Origin of the sequence: Pseudomonas sp. RIT-To-2, assembly GCF_029623465.1 — a bacterium.
GTDB lineage: Bacteria > Pseudomonadota > Gammaproteobacteria > Pseudomonadales > Pseudomonadaceae > Aquipseudomonas > Aquipseudomonas silvicola.
This window is the reverse complement of the sequence record NZ_JAPYKM010000001.1, coordinates 306,328-325,204: the sequence shown is the minus strand read 5'-3', so window position 1 is coordinate 325,204 and position 18,877 is coordinate 306,328. Positions and strand designations below refer to the sequence as shown.

Below are 18,877 nucleotides of genomic sequence, written 5' to 3'. Positions count from 1 at the left end.
TGCCATGAAGCGATCGTTACTCTGTGTACTGCTCATCACTGCATTGGTCCAGGGCTGCGCATTCGCGCCCGGGCAACACATGACCCCTGACGATGTGCAAGACAAGGACACCGGGCCGGTGACCGTGGTGCCCATCACGTCCACCAGCGTCAACCAGCAGAAAGTCATCTACCAGGCCCAGCCTGTACCCGCCACCCTGACGGGGTACCGGCCCGGTGATTACCGCATCGGCCCGGGCGACAACCTGATCATCACCGTATGGGAACACGCCGAGCTCAACTCGCCGAGCGCCCAGACCCAGGTAGAGGCCAGTGCCCGGGTAGTGCGCCTGGATGGCACGCTGTACTACCCCTATATCAACTCGATCAAGGCCGGTGGCCTGACCGTGCCGGAGTTTCGCGCCAACCTGCAGAAGGCCCTGGGGCAGTACCTGACCGGCGCCCAGGTGGACGTGAATATCCAGAAATATGACAGCCAGAAGGTCATCATCTCCGGGGCGGTGAAAAATCCCGGCCCGCAGTCGCTGACCAACATCCCGCTGAACCTGGTGGACGCCATCAGCCGCGCGGGGGGCGAGTCTTCGGATGCCAACCTGGCCAACCTGATACTCAAACGCGATGGCCATGAATACGTCATGGACATCGACACCCTCAACCGCACCAACTCCCGGCTCAACGAAATCTACCTGAAGGATGGCGACCAACTGCACCTGGGCAACGACCACGCCAACAAGATCTACGTGCTGGGCGAAGTACAGAAACCGCAGGTCATGAACTACGGCACCAGTACGTTCAACCTGATGGAAGCGCTGGGCAACGCCGGCGGCATCAGCCAGGAAACCGCCAATGCCGAGGCTATCTACGTGATCCGCGGCGCCCAGGACGGCAATGGCCAGCCGGCCACAGTGTTCTACCTGAACGCCAAGAAACCCACGGCGTTCCTGCTGGCCCGCCAGTTCGACCTGCGCACCTCCGACGTAGTCTTCGTGGGGCCAGCGAACATCACCCGCTGGAACCGTTTCATCAGCCAGTTGCTGCCGTCTGCCACCGTTGTAGGCACCACCGCGGCCTTCAACCGCAACTGAGTGGCAACCAGCAACCGCTACCCCAAAAAAGCCCGCCGGCCGTCCGGCGGGCTTTTTTGCGTTATGCCCGGCCAAAGATCCGCTAGCATTAGCCTGATATCGCTTTGCCAACGGAACCGTCATGCAGGATGTAGCGCCCCCCGAATTCGCCTCGCTGGTGCTGGAAAACGGCCTGCGGGTGCAGTTGCGTCACGATCCGCGCCTCAAACGCGCCGCCGCTGCCCTGCGCGTCGGCGCCGGCAGCCATGATGTGGACCCGGCCTGGCCAGGGCTGGCGCACTTTCTGGAGCACCTGTTCTTCCTCGGCACCGCGCGCTACCACGACGAACAGGCGCTGATGCCGTTCGTCCAGCGCCACGGCGGGCAACTGAACGCCAGCACCCGCGAACGCACCACTGATTTCTTCTGCGAACTGCCCGTGGAGTCATTCCCTGGCGCCCTGGAGCGGCTGTGCGAAATGCTCGCCCAGCCGCGCCTGGACCGCGAGTACCAATTGCGCGAACGGGAAGTGCTGCATGCCGAGTTCATCGCCTGGTCGCGCGACCCCCAGGCCCGCCACCAGCAATGGCTGACCGCCCCCTTGTCGGCCACCCACCCGCTGCGGGCCTTCCACGCCGGTAACCGCTACAGCCTGCCGGTACCGCGCCAGGCGTTCCAGCAGCATTTGCAGGCCTTCTACCAGGGTTTCTACCATACCGGGCAGATGACCCTGAACCTGGCAGGTCCACAACCGCTGGAGGAGCTGCGAGCACTGGCCAGCAAGGCCGGCAGCCAGTTGCGCCAGGGCGAACCACAGCTGCGCGCGCCCTGCCCGCCACTGCTCGATACCCCCTGGCAGCCACTACCGCCGGAGGATGAAACCCGCCTGAACCTGGTGTTCGCTTGCCAGGACATACCCGGCGACAGCGCCGCGGCCGTGGATTTTCTGGCTACTTGGCTGGCCTCACCGCAACCCGGTGGCCTGCTGGCCGAACTGCAACGACGGGAGTTGGTGGAAGCCGCCAGCCTTGCGCCGTTGTACCAGTTCGACGGCCAGGTGGTCGTCAACATCGAGTTCAAGCTCACGGCTACCGGGCAGCAGCCTCGGCGCCTGATCGCCGAGCTGTGCCTGGACTGGCTGGATTTCTTTCAGTCACACGACGACTGGCAGGGGCTGCGCGAGGAATACCAACTGTTGCGCCAGCGCCGCCAACTGGTCAGCACGGCCCTGCAGTTGGCGCGCCACGACAGTGAACACTTCGGCAAAGGCAGCGCGTTGGCGCTCGAACCCGAGGCGCTGACCGCGCTGAGGGCCATTCTGGGTCAATTGCGCGGCGACACCATCCTGCATGAGCCGCTGGCCGCTGTGCGCAGCGACACCGGGGTGAAATGGCGTCTGCCCCAGCGTAACCGCTTTCTTCGCCCCAGCCGCCGCCCCCCGCAGCCCGTGGCACGGCCTGCGTGCCTCGACAGCATCGATAGCCAGCAGCCGGCGAGCCATGAAGGCTGTGTGTACCTGCGCTGGCGGGTGAAGTCAGCGCAGCGCGCGGCGCTGTGGCGGTTGCTGGAGCACAACCTGCTGAAACTGCGCGAGGAGGCCAGCCAGGCCGGGGTCCAACTGACCTTCAGCAGCCTGGGTGACCACTGGCAACTGCGCCTGTGCGGCGTGCAGGAGCCACTGCCCGCGCTGGTAGAGCAGGCGCTGGAAAACCTCACTCAACCCACCCCCGACGTATGGCGCCAAGCCGGGCAGCTCAATGCCCCGCCAGCACTTATCCCCATTCGCGAACTGCTGCAGCGTCTGCCCGAACACAGCCTGGGCTACTACCAGACACCGCAGCGCGGCCGTGCTGAACACCTGCAACCGGCCATGCTGCAGCGCTTGTGGAGCGAAGCACGTTGGGATGGGCTGACGCTGGGCCTGAGCCCGAACGTGAATGAAGCCCTGAACACGGTACTGCTGAAGATGCCGGGGCGCGCGGACACCGGCCTGTGCCAGCCCCCCTTGCCTTTGCACGGCCGCACCTGGAGCCAGGTAGCCACCGACTCCAATGAACAGGCACTGCTGCTGTTCTGCCCCACGGCGGGCGACCAGATCATCGACCAGGCCGCATGGCAAATGCTGGCCCAACTCAGCCAGGCGGCGTTCTACCAGCGCATGCGGGTGGAGTTGCAACTGGGCTACGCGGTGTTCAGCGGCTTTCGTCAGGTAGCCGGCCGATCCGGGCTGCTGTTCGGCGTGCAATCGCCCAGCACGTCCATGGCCGATATCCTCGACCATCTGCAGGCCTTCCTGCGCACATTGCCCGGGTTGATACGTGCCTGCTCGGGCCCTGCGCTGGCGAACGAATGCCGTGACCTGGCCGCGCGTACCAGCCTGGCCGACATGGAGCTGGGCCTCGCGGCGGACAGCCTGTGGCAAGCGCGGCTGGGGGGCCATTCGTCCGATTTCATTGACCAATTGCGCAAGGCCTTCGGCCGCCTGCGCACCGACACGCTGCTCGGCGCGGCCCAACAGTTGCTGGAGGCTCAAGCTGGCTGGTTGTGCCTGGCCAACGGGCCTGCGGTGGACACCGACTGGCAAGTGGCGCAATGATCATTACGCAGGCTGTAACGAGCTTTCTCAGCCTGGTGAATGCAATTTAACGTTTCAGTACACTGGAATTTAGTAAGATAGTGCCCTAAGCATTGCGAACATCTCCCCCGGAGGTGGTTCTGATGTGTTGTAAGGGCACCACTTCCATCCATCACCCAGAAGGAGTCATCCTATGTGGACCAAACCTGCTTACACCGACCTGCGCATCGGCTTTGAAGTCACCATGTACTTCGCCAGCCGTTGATTTTTATCGCAGTACAGCGCCTCGGTCAGCCGGGGCGTTTTTATTTTTGAAGTCAGACACAGGCCTGCCATGTACATCCAGATTCTAGGCTCCGCCGCCGGTGGCGGTTTCCCGCAGTGGAACTGCAACTGCGTCAACTGCAAGGGCTACCGCGACGGCACCCTGAACGCCAGGGCGCGCACCCAGTCGTCCATCGCGCTGTCCGACGACGGTGTGCACTGGGTGTTGTGCAATGCCTCGCCGGACATCCGCGCGCAGCTGCAAGGCTTCGCGCCCATGCAGCCGGCCCGGGCCCTGCGGGACACCGGTATCAGCGCCATTGTCCTGCTGGATAGCCAGATCGACCACACCACCGGCCTGCTCAGCCTGCGCGAAGGCTGCCCGCACCAGGTATGGTGCACCGACATGGTCCACCAGGACCTGACCACCGGTTTCCCGCTGTTCAACATGCTCAGCCACTGGAACGGCGGCCTGCAATGGAACCGCATCGAGCTGGAGGGCAGCTTCACCATTCCGGCGTGCCCGAACCTGCGCTTCACCCCGTTCCCGCTGCGCAGCGCCGCGCCACCCTATTCCCCGCACCGCTTCGACCCGCACCCGGGCGATAACCTGGGCCTGAGGGTCGAGGACCTGCGCACCGGCGGCAAACTGTTCTATGCCCCCGGCCTGGGCCAGGTGGATGACACCCTGCTGGGCCACATGGCCGACGCCGACTGCCTGCTGGTGGACGGCACGCTGTGGGATGACGATGAAATGCAACGCCGTGGCGTCGGTACCCGTACCGGCCGCGAAATGGGCCACCTGTGCCAGAACGGCCCCGGCGGCATGCTGGAGGTGCTGGACGGCTTGAGCAAGCCGCGCAAGGTGCTGATCCACATCAACAACACCAACCCGATCCTCGACGAAGACTCGCCCGAGCGCGCCGAAGTGGTCCGTCGTGGCGTCGAAGTGGCCTACGACGGCATGAGTATCGAGCTGTAGGAGTGTGAGCATGACTGACACCAAGGCAATGTCCCCCGCCGAATTCGAGCAGGCCCTGCGGGCCAAGGGCGCCTATTACCACATCTACCACCCGTACCACGTGGCGATGTACGAAGGCCGCGCCACCCGCGAGCAGATCCAGGGCTGGGTGGCCAACCGGTTCTACTACCAGGTCAACATCCCCATGAAGGATGCGGCGATTTTGGCCAACTGCCCGGACCGCGAGGTACGCCGCGAGTGGATTCAGCGCCTGCTGGACCACGACGGCGCCCCGGGTGAAGACGGCGGTATCGAAGCCTGGCTGCGCCTGGGCCAGGCCGTGGGCCTGGACCCCGACCAGCTGCGCTCCCAGGAACTGGTGTTACCGGGCGTACGCTTTGCCGTGGACGCCTACGTCAACTTCGCTCGCCGTGCCAGTTGGCAGGAAGCGGCCAGCAGCTCGCTGACCGAGCTGTTCGCGCCACAGATCCACCAGTCGCGCCTGGACAGCTGGCCGCAGCACTACCCGTGGATCGACCCGGCCGGCTACGAATACTTCCGCACCCGCCTGGGCCAGGCCCGTCGTGATGTGGAGCATGGCCTGGCCATCACGCTGCAACACTACACCACGGCTGAAGGCCAGCAGCGCATGCTGGAAATTCTGCAGTTCAAACTGGACATTCTGTGGACCATGCTCGATGCCATGACCATGGCGTACGAACTGAACCGCCCGCCCTATCACAGCGTTACCGACCAGCGTGTCTGGCACAAGGGGATAGCCTTATGAGTTTCGACCGCAGCAAAACCCCGACCTGGCGCCCCGGCTATCGCTTCCAGTACGAACCGGCGCAGAAAGGCCACGTACTGCTCTATCCTGAAGGGATGATCAAGCTCAATGACAGCGCCAGCGCCATTGGCGGTCTGATCGATGGCCAGCGCAGTGTCGCCGCCATCATCGCCGAGCTGGACAAGCAGTTCCCCGGCGTACCCGAGCTCGGTGCCGACATCGAGCAATTCATGGAGGTCGCTCGTGCAGAGCACTGGATCGAACTTGCCTGAGCTGCCGGCCAAGCCTGCGGTCGGCTTGCCCCTGTGGCTGCTGGCCGAGCTGACCTACCGCTGCCCGTTGCAGTGCCCGTACTGCTCCAACCCCCTGGACTTCGCAGCCCAGGGCAAGGAGCTGACGACCGAGCAATGGTTCAAGGTATTTCGTGAAGCCCGGGAAATGGGCGCTGCACAGATCGGTTTCTCCGGCGGCGAACCGCTGGTGCGCCAGGACCTTGCCGAGCTGATTCACGAGGCGCGGCAACTGGGGTTCTACACCAACCTGATCACCTCCGGCATCGGCCTGACCGAACAGAAGATCGCCGACTTCAAGACCGCGGGCCTGGACCATATCCAGATCAGCTTCCAGGCCAGCGACGAGCAGGTGAACAACCTGCTGGCCGGTTCGAAAAAAGCCTTCAAACAGAAGCTTGAGATGGCCCGCGCCGTGAAAGCCCATGGCTACCCCATGGTGCTGAACTTCGTTACCCACCGGCACAACATCGACAAGATCGACCGCATCATCGAGCTGTGCATTGCCCTGGAAGCCGACTTCGTCGAGCTCGCCACCTGCCAGTTCTACGGCTGGGCCGAACTCAACCGGCTGGGCTTGCTGCCCACCAAGGAACAGCTGGTGCGGGCCGAACGCATCACCAATGAATACCGGGAAAAGCTGGCGGCCGAAGGTAACCCCTGCAAGCTGATCTTTGTCACCCCGGATTACTACGAGGAGCGCCCCAAGGCCTGCATGAACGGCTGGGGCAGCATCTTCCTCACGGTGACCCCGGACGGCACCGCGTTGCCCTGCCACGGCGCCCGACAAATGCCGATCCAGTTTCCCAATGTGCGTGAGCACAGCATGCAGCACATCTGGTACGAGTCTTTCGGTTTCAATCGCTTCCGTGGCTATGATTGGATGCCCGAGCCGTGCCGCTCCTGCGACGAGAAAGAAAAGGACTTCGGTGGCTGTCGTTGCCAGGCATTCATGCTGACCGGCGATGCCAGTAATGCCGACCCTGTGTGCAGCAAATCCGCGGACCACGGGATCATTCTCAAGGCCCGCGAAGAATCCGAGACTGCCACTCAGACGATCGAACAACTGGCCTTCCGAAATGAACGAAACTCGAGAATCATCGCAAAAGCCTGACCTGTTCAGCGCCGCCCAGGCCGTGGCCGCCGGTACCGATTTCGCCGAACTGAAAGTCGGGCCGGCCGGCCTGTTCTGGAACGAATTCCGCCCCCAGGACGCCGCCTGCCGTATCTGGCACTGGCACGCCGGCCAGGCCCGCTGCCTGACGCCCGACGGTTTCAGCGTACGCAGCCGCGTGTATGAATACGGTGGTGGGTCATTTTGCCTGGCAGGTGACGGGTTGGTGTTCGTCAATGAAAGCGACCAGCAGCTCTACGCCCAGGCAACCGACGGCACTGCCCCGCGCCCGCTGACGGTCGGCCAGTACCGCTACGGCGATGTGCAGCCGGCCGGTGAGCGTGTCCTGGCTGTGGAAGAAAGTCACGAACCCGAGCAGGTAGTGCACCGCCTGGTCAGCATCGCCTTGGCTGATGGCCAGCGCCAGGTGCTGGCCGAAGGCGCCGATTTCTATGCCTCCCCGACCTTGAGCGACGATGGCCAGCGCCTGGCCTGGATCGAATGGAGCCGGCCTCATCAACCCTGGACCAGCACCCGCCTGCTGACCGCCCGGCGGCTGGCGCCTGGCGAATGGAGCACCCCGCTTCAGGTGAACAGTGCCGCTGAGCAGTCCCTGCAACAGCCGCGCTTCGACACCCAGGGGCGGTTGCACTGCCTGTCTGACCTCGATGGCTACTGGCAACCGTGGGCCGAGACGGACCACGGCTGGGCTGCGTTGCCTGCGCAGCTCGCCGACCATGCCGGCGCCCCGTGGCAACTGGGTGCATGTACCTGGCTGCCACTTCCTGACGAGCGCTTCCTGGCCACCTGGTTCGACGATGGTTTTGCGCGGCTGGGCATTTGCGCGCGTGGCGGGCAGGTCGAGGACTACAGCGGTGAATACACCCGTTTCCGCAGCCTGGCGCTGGATGACAACAGCCTTTATGCCATTGCAGCTTCGGCCACCTGCCCGCCTGCCGTGGTTGCCATCGACCGGCACAGCCGCCAGGCACGTATCCTGGCCGGTGGCGTGCTGCCATTGCCCGCCGACCAGGTCAGCCGCCCGCAACCGCTGCGCTATGCCAGTGGCGACGGCCATGCCCACGGTTTCTTCTACCCGGCCATGAACGGCGATAGCCAGCCACCCCTGGTAGTGTTCATCCACGGCGGCCCGACGTCGGCCTGCTATCCGGTATTCGACCCGCGCATCCAGTACTGGGCCCAGCGCGGCTTCGCCGTGGCCGACCTCAACTACCGTGGCAGCAGCAGCCACGGCCGTGCTTACCGCCAGGCCCTGCACCTGCGTTGGGGTGAAGCCGACGTGGAAGACGCCTGCGCAGTGGTCAGCCACCTGGCGGATCGCGGCCTGATCAATCCAGACCAGGCGTTCATCCGCGGCGGCAGCGCCGGTGGCTACACCACCCTGTGCGCGCTGGCGTTCCACGATGTGTTCCGCGCAGGCGCCAGCCTGTATGGCGTCAGCGACCCGCTGGCCCTGGCCAAGGCCACCCACAAGTTCGAAGGCGACTACCTGGACTGGCTGATCGGCGACCCGCAACGTGACGAAGCCCGCTATCGCGAGCGCACGCCGCTGTTTCACGCCAGCAACATCAAGGCCCCGGTCATCTTCTTCCAGGGCGAACTGGATGCCGTGGTGGTCCCCCAGCAAACCCGCGACATGCTCAAGGCCCTGCACGACAACGGCCTTGCGGCTGAAGCGCACTTCTACCCTGAAGAACGCCATGGCTTCCGCCAGGCGGCGAACCTGGCGCATGCCCTGGAACAGGAGTGGGGGTTTTACAGACGGGTGATCGAAGCCTAGGGTCTGTATGAAATGTATTCCAGCGAAGGCAAGGCAAGGCGAAAACAGGCGAGGAAGCGGAGTTTACGTGTTGTAAATGAGCATTCCGAGCCTGTTTTCAACGCAGCATGGCCGAGTTGGCATTTCGTACAGAGCCTAGGGCTGGCGCAAACATAATAGGCCTCGATCTCAAAGAAGAAAGAAGCCTATTTGAACTGACTGAAGCTGTATGTCAGGCCGGTCCTGGATTTAGGTGGGCCCTTTCCTGGCCCTCCAATGATTAACGTTTGGCGATGATGTAAACCGCATGCACGATTCCGGGGATGTAGCCGCACAGGGTCAGCAGGATGTTGAGCCAGAACGCCCCGCCAAAACCGACTTGCAGGAAAACGCCCAGCGGTGGCAACAGAATGGCGATGATGATGCGGATGAAGTCCATGGTACGGCTCCTGGAGATTGATACCTGATTGACATCACTGCTACCGAAGTCGTTCCACCGAATTCCAGCGTTGGCGGTGTGGGGCTGGCGGGCCCCTTCCCGAGCTTCGCCCGGTCCCACAGGGTTGCCACGGTCCGCTGCTACGAGGCATTTATTCAGGGCAAAAGAAAACCCCGCCTGAGCGAGGTTTTTCAGTCTGTATCCTGACATCCATTTCGGCCCACCGTCCTGTGGCGGGTTCCTTACGTGTCCGTGTTCTGCTTGGCGCTTCCTGCGCGACGTCCATGGAGCAATAGTACCCATGGATCCAGCCTGCCGGTATCGCCGAACACCGCCACGCAATGTAGGAAAATGCTTACATTTTAGAACTGCTCCGCGTCCAGCAGGAACAGCGATTCGCTGCCTGCCTTCACCGACGCGGTCAGCGAATGAATGCGCGGCAACAGGCGGGCGAAATAGAAGCGGGCAGTACCCAGTTTGCTCGCATAGAAATCCTCCTGCCCCTCCTTGCCCAGTGCCGCCTTGGCCATCAGCGCCCACATGTAGGCGTAGGCGGTATACCCAAACACATGCAGGTATTCCACCGATGCCGCGCCGATCTCGTTGGGGTCATTTTTCACCCGGTCCAGCAGCCAGGCAGTGAGGTCGTCGAGGTTGCCCAGCGCAGCGGCCAGCGGCTGGGTGAACTCGCGCAACTGCGGGGCCGCAGTCTGGATGAAGTGACGAATCTCATCGGCGAACAACTGATAGAACGCGCCGCCGCTGCCGATGACCTTGCGCCCGACCAGGTCCAGGGCCTGAATACCGTTGGTGCCCTCGTAGATCTGGGTAATGCGCACGTCACGCACCAGTTGCTCCTGGCCCCACTCGCGGATAAACCCGTGGCCGCCGAACACCTGCTGGCCATGAACTGTGGTTTCGAGGCCCAGGTCGGTCAGGAACGCCTTGGCCACCGGCGTCAGCAGCGCTACCAGGTCCTCGGCACGCTTGCGCGTGGCCGGGTCTTCGCTGTATTTGGCGGTGTCCAGTTGCATGGCCACATAGGTGGAGAAAGCCCGGCCGCCTTCGTTGCAGGCCTTCATGGTCAACAGCATGCGGCGCACGTCAGGGTGCACGATGATCGGGTCGGCGACCTTGTCCTTGGCTTTCGGGCCAGTGGGCGAACGGCTTTGCAGGCGGTCGCGGGCGTATTCGACGGCATTCTGATACGAGCGCTCGGCCGAGGCCAGGCCCTGGATGCCAACGCCCAGACGCTCGTAATTCATCATGGTGAACATGGCCGCCAGGCCTTTGTTCGCCTCGCCGACCAGGTAACCGACCGCGGCGTCGAAATTCATCACGCAGGTGGCCGACGCCTGGATGCCCATCTTGTGCTCGATGGAACCGCAGCTCACGCTGTTGCGCTGACCCAGGCTGCCATCGGCGTTGACCATGAACTTGGGCACCAGGAACAGCGAAATGCCCTTGGGCCCGGCCGGGGCGTCCGGCAGCTTGGCCAGTACCAGGTGAATGATGTTCTCGGTGAGGTCGTGCTCGCCGCCGGTGATGAAGATCTTGGTGCCGCTGACCTTGTAGCTACCGTCGGCCTGGGGCTCGGCCCGGGTGCGGATGATGCCCAGGTCGGTACCGGCGTGGGCCTCTGTCAGGCACATGGAACCGGCCCAGGTGCCGGCGTACATGTTGGGCAGGTAGGTGGCCTTGAGTTCTTCACTGGCATGAGCGTTGAGCGAGAGGCAGGCGCCGGCCGTCAGCATCGGGTACAGGCCGAAAGCCAGGCTGCTGGAGTTGACCATTTCCTCGACCTGGGCGGACACCGCCTTGGGCATCCCCATGCCGCCATATTGCGGGTCGCCGCCCACGCCCACCCAGCCGCCTTCGGCGTACGTCTGGTACGCCTGGGGAAAACCGGTGGGGGTGGTTACCACGGTGTCTTTCCAGTGGCAACCCTCTTCATCGGAGGCGCGGTTCAGGGGCGCGATGCTGCGGCTGGTCACCTTGCCGGCCTCTTCGAGGATTGCCTCGACCGTCTCGGCGTCGGCTACTTCGGCCAGGCCCGGTAGCTGAGCCCAGAGGCTGGCGACATCGAAAACTTCATTGAGGACGAAGCGCATATCGCGCAGGGGCGCTTTGTAGTCAGCCATGGCAACCTCGCAAAAAGGAGTTGGGACAGAGGATGAATCCAGTGTAACCCAACAACTTTTGCGACACATAGGGTCGTCATGTGACCATATGGTCAACCATGGTCACATCAGGCTGCGGCGTTGCGCACGGCCCCCCTGCGGGTCTGCCCATAGCCCATCACGCAGTTGCGCCCCGCGCCCTTGGCGCTGTAAAGCGCTTCGTCGGCGGACTTGAGCACTTGTTCAGGTGTGCGATGTTCGACCAGCCGTTCGGCGACGCCAATGCTGATAGTCACCGACACGGCGGATGCCCCAGGCCCCGAGCGGCGCTGGCGGCCCTGCTTGTCATCCTGTGGGCGGTTCTCGGGGTTGCGCAGTTGTATGGAATAGTTGGCGATGACTTCGCGAATGGCTTCCAGGTGCGGCATGCACTCTTCCATGGTCTTGCCGGCGAACACCAGGGCGAACTCCTCACCCCCGTAGCGGTAGGCCCGCCCGCCACCGGTGACCTTGCCCAGCTTGCTGGCCACCAGCCGCAGCACCTGGTCACCCACGTCGTGCCCATGGGTGTCGTTGAATTTCTTGAAATGGTCGACGTCGGTCATCGCCAGCACATAGTTGCGGCCCAGGCGCTGCATGCGCTCGTTCAGTGCGCGCCGCCCGGGCAAGCCGGTCAACTCGTCACGGAAGGCCATCTGGTAAGCCTCGTGGGCCACCGCCGCGGCAATCATCAGCATCACCTGGCTGCACATGATGTTCAGGGTGAACGGCAGGATGAAGGTCTTGGGCAGCATCCAGAACAGGCCGACCAGCCCCACCAGTTGCGCGGCGTGAAGCGGCCGTGGTTCGCGCAGGTATTGCACCACCAGCAGCACGAAGGCCAGAAAGAACATCGGGTACGCCAACTGGATCAAACTCATCCACTGGCCGTGCAACGAGGGCCAGCGTATCTCCGCCAGCCAGTTGAGCAACGGTACCGGAAAGCTCTGCTCCAGGCCCAGCGCCGTGCTGCCCACCGCCAGCAGCACGGCAAAGCGGGCGACCATGTCCTGGAACAGATGCGTGCGCTCCTGCCACGCGCCAAACAGCCCGAACAGGGCGGGCAACAGCAGGCAGCACAGATGGAACACCACGGCGGCGTCTTCGCGCACCCGGCCATTATCGCGGTAGAAGTCGGTCTGGGTGTCCAGCAGGTAATAGGCGATGTACACCGTGACCATCAGGAACAGCTCGCGCTGGCGGCGGTAGACCGCGCAGTAGGCACCGCCGAGCAACAGCACCAGGGTAGGCAGCACGTTGAACAGAGAGGTGAAGAAGACGTTCAGGTCTCTTACGTAGGCAGCCGCCAACCCCGCAAGCAACAAGAGCAGCGATGGCAGGAAATGGCTGATTCGAAAAGCGGATAAACGCAGCAAAAGGTGGGGTCCGATACGGTGGCAAGGTCATGGCATTGTGCCTTCAAGTGTATCGGCCGTTATTACGAATGCTTAATGAAGAAAACAACGATTTCCTGGCGCCAGAGATTCCTCCCGGTAAAAGCTGGCCTGTGTGCTTCACGCCATAAAAAAACCGCTACCCAGGGGCAGCGGTTTTTTAGTCTGGCGGCAGACCTCAGTAGCTGAGGCCGAAATGCTCTTCGTTCATGTCCATCAGGTTGCTGGCACCCGACAAAATAGCCGCCACGTGCGTGCGGGTACGCGGCAGGATGCGCTGGAAGTAGAAGCGCGCGGTCTGCAGCTTGGCGGTGTAGAACGCCTCTTCACTGGTGCCGGCTGCCAGTTTCTCGGCTGCCAGGCGGGCCATCTCAGCCCAGAAGTAGGCCAGGCAGGCGTAGCCGGAGTACATCAGGTAGTCCACCGACGCGGCGCCCACTTCCTCGCGGTCCTTCATGGCCGCCATGCCGATCTTCATGGTCAGCTCGCCCCACTCCTTGTTCAACTGGGCCAGCGGGGTCACGAATTCATTGACCGCTTCGTTGCCTTCGTTGGCCTGGCAGAACTTGTGGACGATCTTGGTGAAGCTTTTCAGGGCTTCGCCTTGAGTCATCAGCACTTTACGGCCCAGCAGGTCCAGGGCCTGAATGCCGGTGGTGCCTTCGTACAACATGGAGATGCGGCTGTCGCGAACGTTCTGCTCCATGCCCCATTCAGCGATGAAGCCATGACCGCCGTAGATCTGCACGCCGTGGTTGGCGGCTTCGAAACCCACTTCGGTCATGAACGCCTTGGCGATCGGGGTCATGAAGGCCAGCAGTGCGTCGGCCTTTTTCTTCTCTTCTTCGTCGGTACCGTACTTGACGATATCCACCTGCTTGGCCGTGAAGTAGACCATGGCACGGTTACCTTCGGCGAAGGCCTTCATGGTCAGCAGCATGCGGCGCACATCAGGGTGCACGATGATCGGGTCGGCGGCCTTGTCGGGCGCTTTCGGGCCAGTCAGGGAGCGCATCTGCAGGCGGTCGCGGGCGTATTTCAAGCCGCCCTGGAACGCCACTTCGGCATGGGCCAGGCCTTGCAGCGCAGTCCCCAGGCGAGCGGTGTTCATGAAGGTGAACATGCAGTTCAGGCCCTTGTTCGCCGGGCCGATCAGGAAGCCGGTGGCCGCGTCGAAGTTCATCACGCAGGTGGCATTGCCGTGGATACCCATCTTGTGTTCGATGGAACCGCAGGTGACCGCGTTACGCTCACCCAGGCTACCGTCTGCGTTGGGCACGAACTTGGGCACGATGAACAGCGAGATGCCTTTGGTGCCGGCCGGCGCGTCGGGCAGGCGGGCCAGCACAATGTGAATGATGTTATCGGCCATGTCGTGTTCACCGGCCGAGATGAAGATCTTGGTGCCGGTGACTTTGTAGGAACCATCGGCCTGTGGCTCGGCCTTGGTGCGCAGCATGCCCAGGTCGGTACCGCAATGCGGCTCGGTCAGGCACATGGTGCCGGTCCATTCACCTGATACCAGTTTGGTCAGGTAGGCGTCCTGCTGCTCGGGCGTGCCGTGCTCGGAAATGGTGTTCATCGCGCCATGGGACAGGCCGGGGTACATGCCCCACGACCAGTTGGCCTCGCCAACCATTTCACTGACCGCCAGGCCCAGCGATTCGGGCAACCCTTGGCCGCCATGGGCGACGTCGTGGGCCAGGCTTGGCCAGCCGCCTTCCACGAACTGTTTGTAGGCTGCCTTGAAGCCGGTCGGCGTCTTCACGCCCGACTCGCTCCAGGTGCAGCCTTCGGTGTCACCCACCCTGTTCAACGGCGCCAGTACCTGCTCACAAAACTTCGCGCCTTCCTCGAGGATGGCGTCGACCATGTCCGGGGTAGCGTCCTGGCAAGCCGGCAGGCTCTGATAGTGCGCTTCATAACCAAGCAGTTCGTCACGTACGAAGCGAATATCACGCAAGGGGGCCTTGTAGTCAGGCATAGCGATAAACCTCTGCTGATGAAACAGGAATGTGTGACCGCAACAGGCCAACTCGCGATTGTCGGCTCTCTGTCAAACAGGTGTTTGAAACATACGTTTACGCCGAAAAGTTGTCAAGCCTCGTTCATCCCAGACTACACCCGGCGTGCGACGAATGCGCGCAGCCGGGCACGCCACAGGCCTGCAAAGGTGTGGTGAATGAGGGGAGATCAGGGAGAGGAGGTGCAAACGGCATGTGGGAGCTGGAAACCAGCTCCCGCAAAATCAGGCGTAGGTGTCGATCAGCGTGCCAAGGGTTTCGTTGGCTGCATGGGTCACTTTCAGACCGGCTTCGACCTGCAGCTTGCCCTGGGTCAGTTCCACGGCGCTGCCGGCCAGGTCTTGCTGGCTGCGATCCACCGATAGCACTTGCTGGGCCTGCAGGTTGGTGGACTGGTTGCTCACCGCCGGGCGGTCAACCGAGTTGCTGGCGATCTGGCTGGCAGCCTGATCAACGCGGGCAAGGCCGTTCTGCACAGCGCTCAGGCCTGCGTAATAGGCGCTGCCTCCTGAGATTTGCATGGTCGAACTCCGGGGACGGATAGGGTGATGACCGATATTGAAGCAGAGCGTGTCAAAAAACACACGTCAAAAACCCTAATGGCACATTGCTTAGCCCATAGCCAAAGCTAATCCAGCAGGTCCAGTTGCAGGTGCTCTGCCACCATGGCGGCAGAGATCCCCTTGAGCCGAGGCACCCGCCCCAGACATGGGGCAGGCAGGCATTCGGCCAGGGTCGCGAGGTTTTCTTCCAGCCGGGAAGTACGGGCATCAATGACGTTCGCCACCCAGCCCGCCAGCTGCAGGCCGTCGCGGGCGATGGCCTCGGCAGTCAGCAGCGCGTGGTTGATACAGCCCAGGCGTACACCCACCACCAGAATGACCGGAAGCTTCAGGGCAATGGCCAGGTCAGACAGGTTGGCCTGGCCGGACAACGGCACGCGCCAGCCACCCGCCCCCTCGATCAGGGTGAAGTCCGCCCCGTGAGCCAGAATATCGCGCATCGGCGCCAGCAAGCCGGGTACGCTCAGTGTCACGCCCGCTTCACGAGCTGCCAGGTGCGGTGCAATGGGCGGTTCGAAGGCGACCGGGTTGACCTGCTCGTAAGGCAACTGCAATGAGCTTTCGGCGATCAATGCCAGGGCATCGGCATTACGCAGGCCCCGAGGCGTTACCTCGCAACCGGAAGCGACCGGCTTGGCCCCCAGAGTGCTGAGGCCGTTCAGGCGCGCTGCATGCAACAGGCCGGCGGCGATAGTGGTCTTGCCGACATCGGTATCGGTGCCGGCGATAAAGTAAGCTGGGCCCATCTCAGTTCCCCCCCTCCAGCGGTTTGCGCAGTACCGCGTAGACCACTTGATAAGTGGCCGGCAAGCCTTGCGGCTGGCGGAATTGTTCGTAAGCCTGCAACAACCCGGTCATGCGTGCGCGCCCGGTCAACCCGCCCGGGCGGCCCGGGTTGAGGTTATGCGCACCCAATGCCTTGAGTTCATGGGTCAACCCACGCACATCAGGGTAGTACAAGACATGGGGGAGCTGTTCCAGGCACAGCACATCCAGGCCACTGGCAGCGCACAGCCGCTGGTAATCGTCGAAATGCCGGAAACGGTTGACGTGAACCATGCCGTCCACGGCCTGCCAGCTTTCGCGCAACTCGCCCAGGGTGCCCACGCACAGGCTGGCGAAGGCCATGACGCCGCCGGGCCGCAGGCTGCGGCGGCCCTCGGCAAGCACCGCGGGGAAGTCGCTGCACCACTGCACTGCCAGGCTCGAGAACAGCAGGTCCAGGCTTGCTTCGCACAACGGCAGGCGCTCGGCATCACCCGCTACATAGGCCTGCGCACCACCCAGGGGCCTGGCGTGCTGGAGCATGCCCTCGGCAATGTCCACGGCCACCCCATAAGCCTCGGGCCAGGCCGCCGCCAAGGCTCGGCTGAAGTGGCCGGTGCCGCTGCCCAGGTCGACCCAGCGCCGAGGGTCCAGGCCCTCGGGCAGGCGCTCGATCAGGGCGGCGCCAACGGCGCGCTGCAACTCAGCAACGCTGTCATAGGTGGCCGCGGCACGGGAAAAGGAAGCCGCCACCTGACGCTTGTCCGGCAGGCTGCCGGGCAACGGTGGCGTGGAAAGATCAGTCATCGGGGGACTCGTGCAGAAAGGCCTGGATGGCCGCCGCCAGTTCATGGGGGTCTTCCAGGGGGAAAGCGTGACTGGCTTCTTCAATGAGGCCAACTTCGACATCGGGCAGCAGCGCCAGGACGTCCGCGGCGGCCTCGATCGGCACCAGGGCATCCGCGCCGGCGTACAGGTGCAGCTGCGGCCCGCTGAAAGCTTGCAGGGCGTTGCGGATGTCCAGCTGTGCAAGCAGCTCCAGGCCATGCAGCAAAGCCGCGGGCGAAACGGTGGGTGCGCTGGCTGCCAGCAGCTTCGACAGGGCTCGCGGATCGTCCGGTGCGCCTTGGGCGCATAGCAGGCTGAAGCGCCTCAGCGTGGTCTTCAGGTCAACGCTGCAACCGGCCAGGAAAGCGTCGAAGGTTTGCGCCGGCATCGCGTTGGGCCACTCGGCGCGAGCCACGAAGCAGGGGTTGCTGGCCAGGGTGATCAGCCCGCAGCAATGCTCGCCGCGCCGCGCGGCCAGCTCGGCGGCGAGCATGCCGCCCAACGACCAGCCGCCCAGCCAGCAGTCCGCCGGGATGCTCGCGTCGAGTGCATCCAGCCAATCGGCCACCTCGCTGGTGCCCGGCTCGGGCAAGGGTTGGATTTGCACCTGAAGGCGCTCATCCAGCCCATGCAACGCGGCAACCAGGGGCTGCAAGGGCTCAGGGCCCATGCCCCAGCCTGGCAACAGAATCAGGCGGTCACGCATTGCTCGGCTCCAGCAGCGGATAACAGTCGGCCAATGCATTCAACAATAGCTGCACCTGCGCTTCACTGTGGGCCGCCGACAGGGTCACGCGCAGGCGTGCGCTGCCTGCTGGCACGGTAGGCGGGCGAATGGCGGTGACCATCAGGCCGCGCTCGCGCAGCATCTGCGACAGGCGCACGGCACGCCCGGCATCGCCGATGAGGATCGGCTGGATGGGCGTGAAGCTGTCCACCAGGTGCAGGCCGATCTGCTCGGCGCCATGGCGGAACTGGCGGATCAGGCTGGCCAGGTGCTCGCGGCGCCACTGCTCGCGGCGCAGCAACTCCAGACTCTTGAGCGTGGCGCAGGCCAGCGCCGGCGGCTGGCTGGTGGTGTAGATGTAGGGCCGGGCGAACTGCACCAGGGCCTCGATCAGGTCTTCACTGCCCGCGACAAAGGCACCGGCGGTACCGAATGCCTTGCCCAGGGTGCCAACCAGCACTGGCACATCGTCCATGCCCAGGCCGTAGTGCTCGACAATGCCCGCGCCGTTGGCGCCCAGGGGGCCGAAGCCGTGAGCGTCGTCCACCATCAGCCACGCGCCCTTGGCCCGGGCAACCCTGGCCAGGGCCGGCAGGTCGGCGATGTCACCGTCCATGCTGAATACCCCGTCGGTCACCACTAGCGTGTTGCCGGTGGCTTTCTCCAGGCGGTTGGCCAGGCTGGCCGCATCGTTATGCAGGTAGCGGTTGAAACGCGCACCGCTGAGCAGCCCGGCATCCAGCAGCGAAGCGTGGTTGAGGCGGTCTTGCAGCACGGTGTCGCCCTGCCCCACCAGCGCGGTTACCGCGCCGATGTTGGCCATGTAGCCGGTGGAAAACAGCAACGCCCGGGGGCGCCCGGTCAACTCGGCCAGGGCCAGTTCCAGGTCATGGTGAGGGCCGCTGTGGCCTATCACCAGGTGCGAGGCTCCGCCCCCCACGCCCCAGCGCTCGGCGCCGGCACGCCAGGCGGCGATTACGTCGGGGTGGTTGGCCAGGCCCAGGTAATCGTTGTTGCAGAAGGCCAGCAGGGGCTGGCCATCGACCACCACCTGCGGGCCCTGGGGGCTTTGCAGCAGCGGTCGCTGACGGTAGAGGTCGGCGGCGCGGCGTTCAGCCAGCCGCGCGCTGAGGTCGAAGGCCAT

General features: G+C 63.7%; 17 protein-coding genes. 8 read left to right on the top strand and 9 right to left on the bottom strand.

What is annotated here, in order from left to right; translation table 11 throughout:
• Positions 1-4 precede the first annotated feature (4 nt).
• From QBK88_RS01575 to QBK88_RS01540, 8 genes are all read left to right on the top strand, one after another.
• Positions 5-1,084 (top strand): polysaccharide biosynthesis/export family protein, encoded by a 1,080-nt coding sequence (locus QBK88_RS01575; RefSeq protein ID WP_277960632.1) that lies wholly within the window; start codon positions 5-7, stop codon positions 1,082-1,084.
• 121 nt (positions 1,085-1,205) lie between these two features.
• Complete coding sequence (gene pqqF / locus QBK88_RS01570) at positions 1,206-3,659, top strand: pyrroloquinoline quinone biosynthesis protein PqqF (RefSeq protein ID WP_277960631.1); 2,454 nt, start codon at positions 1,206-1,208, stop codon at positions 3,657-3,659.
• Between the two features lie 172 nt (positions 3,660-3,831).
• Complete coding sequence (gene pqqA / locus QBK88_RS01565; protein ID WP_008365141.1) at positions 3,832-3,903, top strand: pyrroloquinoline quinone precursor peptide PqqA; 72 nt, start codon at positions 3,832-3,834, stop codon at positions 3,901-3,903.
• Between the two features lie 69 nt (positions 3,904-3,972).
• Positions 3,973-4,884, top strand: coding sequence for a pyrroloquinoline quinone biosynthesis protein PqqB (gene pqqB, locus QBK88_RS01560; protein ID WP_277960630.1), 912 nt, complete (start codon positions 3,973-3,975; stop codon positions 4,882-4,884).
• A gap of 10 nt (positions 4,885-4,894) precedes the next feature.
• On the top strand, positions 4,895-5,650 hold the full coding sequence (pqqC, locus tag QBK88_RS01555; RefSeq protein ID WP_158154975.1) for a pyrroloquinoline-quinone synthase PqqC: 756 nt from the start codon (positions 4,895-4,897) through the stop codon (positions 5,648-5,650).
• Positions 5,647-5,922, top strand: coding sequence for a pyrroloquinoline quinone biosynthesis peptide chaperone PqqD (gene pqqD, locus QBK88_RS01550; RefSeq protein ID WP_268147714.1), 276 nt, complete (start codon positions 5,647-5,649; stop codon positions 5,920-5,922). The genes pqqC and pqqD overlap by 4 nt, the downstream gene beginning before the upstream one ends.
• Entirely contained in the window at positions 5,894-7,054 is a 1,161-nt protein-coding gene (gene pqqE / locus QBK88_RS01545) for a pyrroloquinoline quinone biosynthesis protein PqqE (protein WP_268147712.1), read from the top strand. The genes pqqD and pqqE overlap by 29 nt, the downstream gene beginning before the upstream one ends.
• Positions 7,020-8,855, top strand: coding sequence for an alpha/beta hydrolase family protein (locus tag QBK88_RS01540; protein ID WP_277960629.1), 1,836 nt, complete (start codon positions 7,020-7,022; stop codon positions 8,853-8,855). Before pqqE ends, QBK88_RS01540 begins: the two co-directional genes overlap by 35 nt.
• Positions 8,856-9,114: 259 nt before the next feature.
• Here QBK88_RS01540 and QBK88_RS01535 read toward each other — a convergent pair whose 3' ends face one another.
• The 9 genes from QBK88_RS01535 to bioF all read right to left on the bottom strand — a co-directional run bounded on the left by QBK88_RS01535 (position 9,115) and on the right by bioF (position 18,877).
• Complete coding sequence (locus tag QBK88_RS01535) at positions 9,115-9,273, bottom strand: YqaE/Pmp3 family membrane protein (protein ID WP_003228885.1); 159 nt, start codon at positions 9,271-9,273, stop codon at positions 9,115-9,117.
• 362 nt (positions 9,274-9,635) lie between these two features.
• Positions 9,636-11,414: an acyl-CoA dehydrogenase C-terminal domain-containing protein gene (locus QBK88_RS01530; RefSeq protein ID WP_277960628.1), complete on the bottom strand. Its 1,779-nt coding sequence runs from the start codon at positions 11,412-11,414 to the stop codon at positions 9,636-9,638.
• 107 nt (positions 11,415-11,521) lie between these two features.
• A complete protein-coding gene (locus tag QBK88_RS01525) occupies positions 11,522-12,808 on the bottom strand; it encodes a GGDEF domain-containing protein (protein WP_268147702.1) in 1,287 nt (428 codons plus the stop codon).
• Positions 12,809-13,004: 196 nt separating this feature from the next.
• Positions 13,005-14,810 (bottom strand): phenylacyl-CoA dehydrogenase, encoded by a 1,806-nt coding sequence (locus QBK88_RS01520; protein ID WP_277960627.1) that lies wholly within the window; start codon positions 14,808-14,810, stop codon positions 13,005-13,007.
• Positions 14,811-15,074: 264 nt separating this feature from the next.
• Positions 15,075-15,371, bottom strand: coding sequence for a pyrroloquinoline quinone biosynthesis protein PqqE (locus QBK88_RS01515; protein WP_268147698.1), 297 nt, complete (start codon positions 15,369-15,371; stop codon positions 15,075-15,077).
• A 107-nt stretch (positions 15,372-15,478) separates the two neighbouring features.
• A complete protein-coding gene (gene bioD / locus QBK88_RS01510; RefSeq protein WP_268147696.1) occupies positions 15,479-16,159 on the bottom strand; it encodes a dethiobiotin synthase in 681 nt (226 codons plus the stop codon).
• Between the two features lies 1 nt (position 16,160).
• A complete protein-coding gene (gene bioC, locus QBK88_RS01505) occupies positions 16,161-16,985 on the bottom strand; it encodes a malonyl-ACP O-methyltransferase BioC (protein ID WP_277960626.1) in 825 nt (274 codons plus the stop codon).
• Positions 16,978-17,712 carry an alpha/beta fold hydrolase gene (locus QBK88_RS01500; RefSeq protein WP_277960625.1) on the bottom strand — a complete coding sequence of 245 codons (735 nt, stop codon included), beginning with the start codon at positions 17,710-17,712 and terminating at the stop codon, positions 16,978-16,980. Before QBK88_RS01500 ends, bioC begins: the two co-directional genes overlap by 8 nt.
• Positions 17,705-18,877 carry an 8-amino-7-oxononanoate synthase gene (bioF, locus tag QBK88_RS01495; RefSeq protein WP_277960624.1) on the bottom strand — a complete coding sequence of 391 codons (1,173 nt, stop codon included), beginning with the start codon at positions 18,875-18,877 and terminating at the stop codon, positions 17,705-17,707. Before bioF ends, QBK88_RS01500 begins: the two co-directional genes overlap by 8 nt.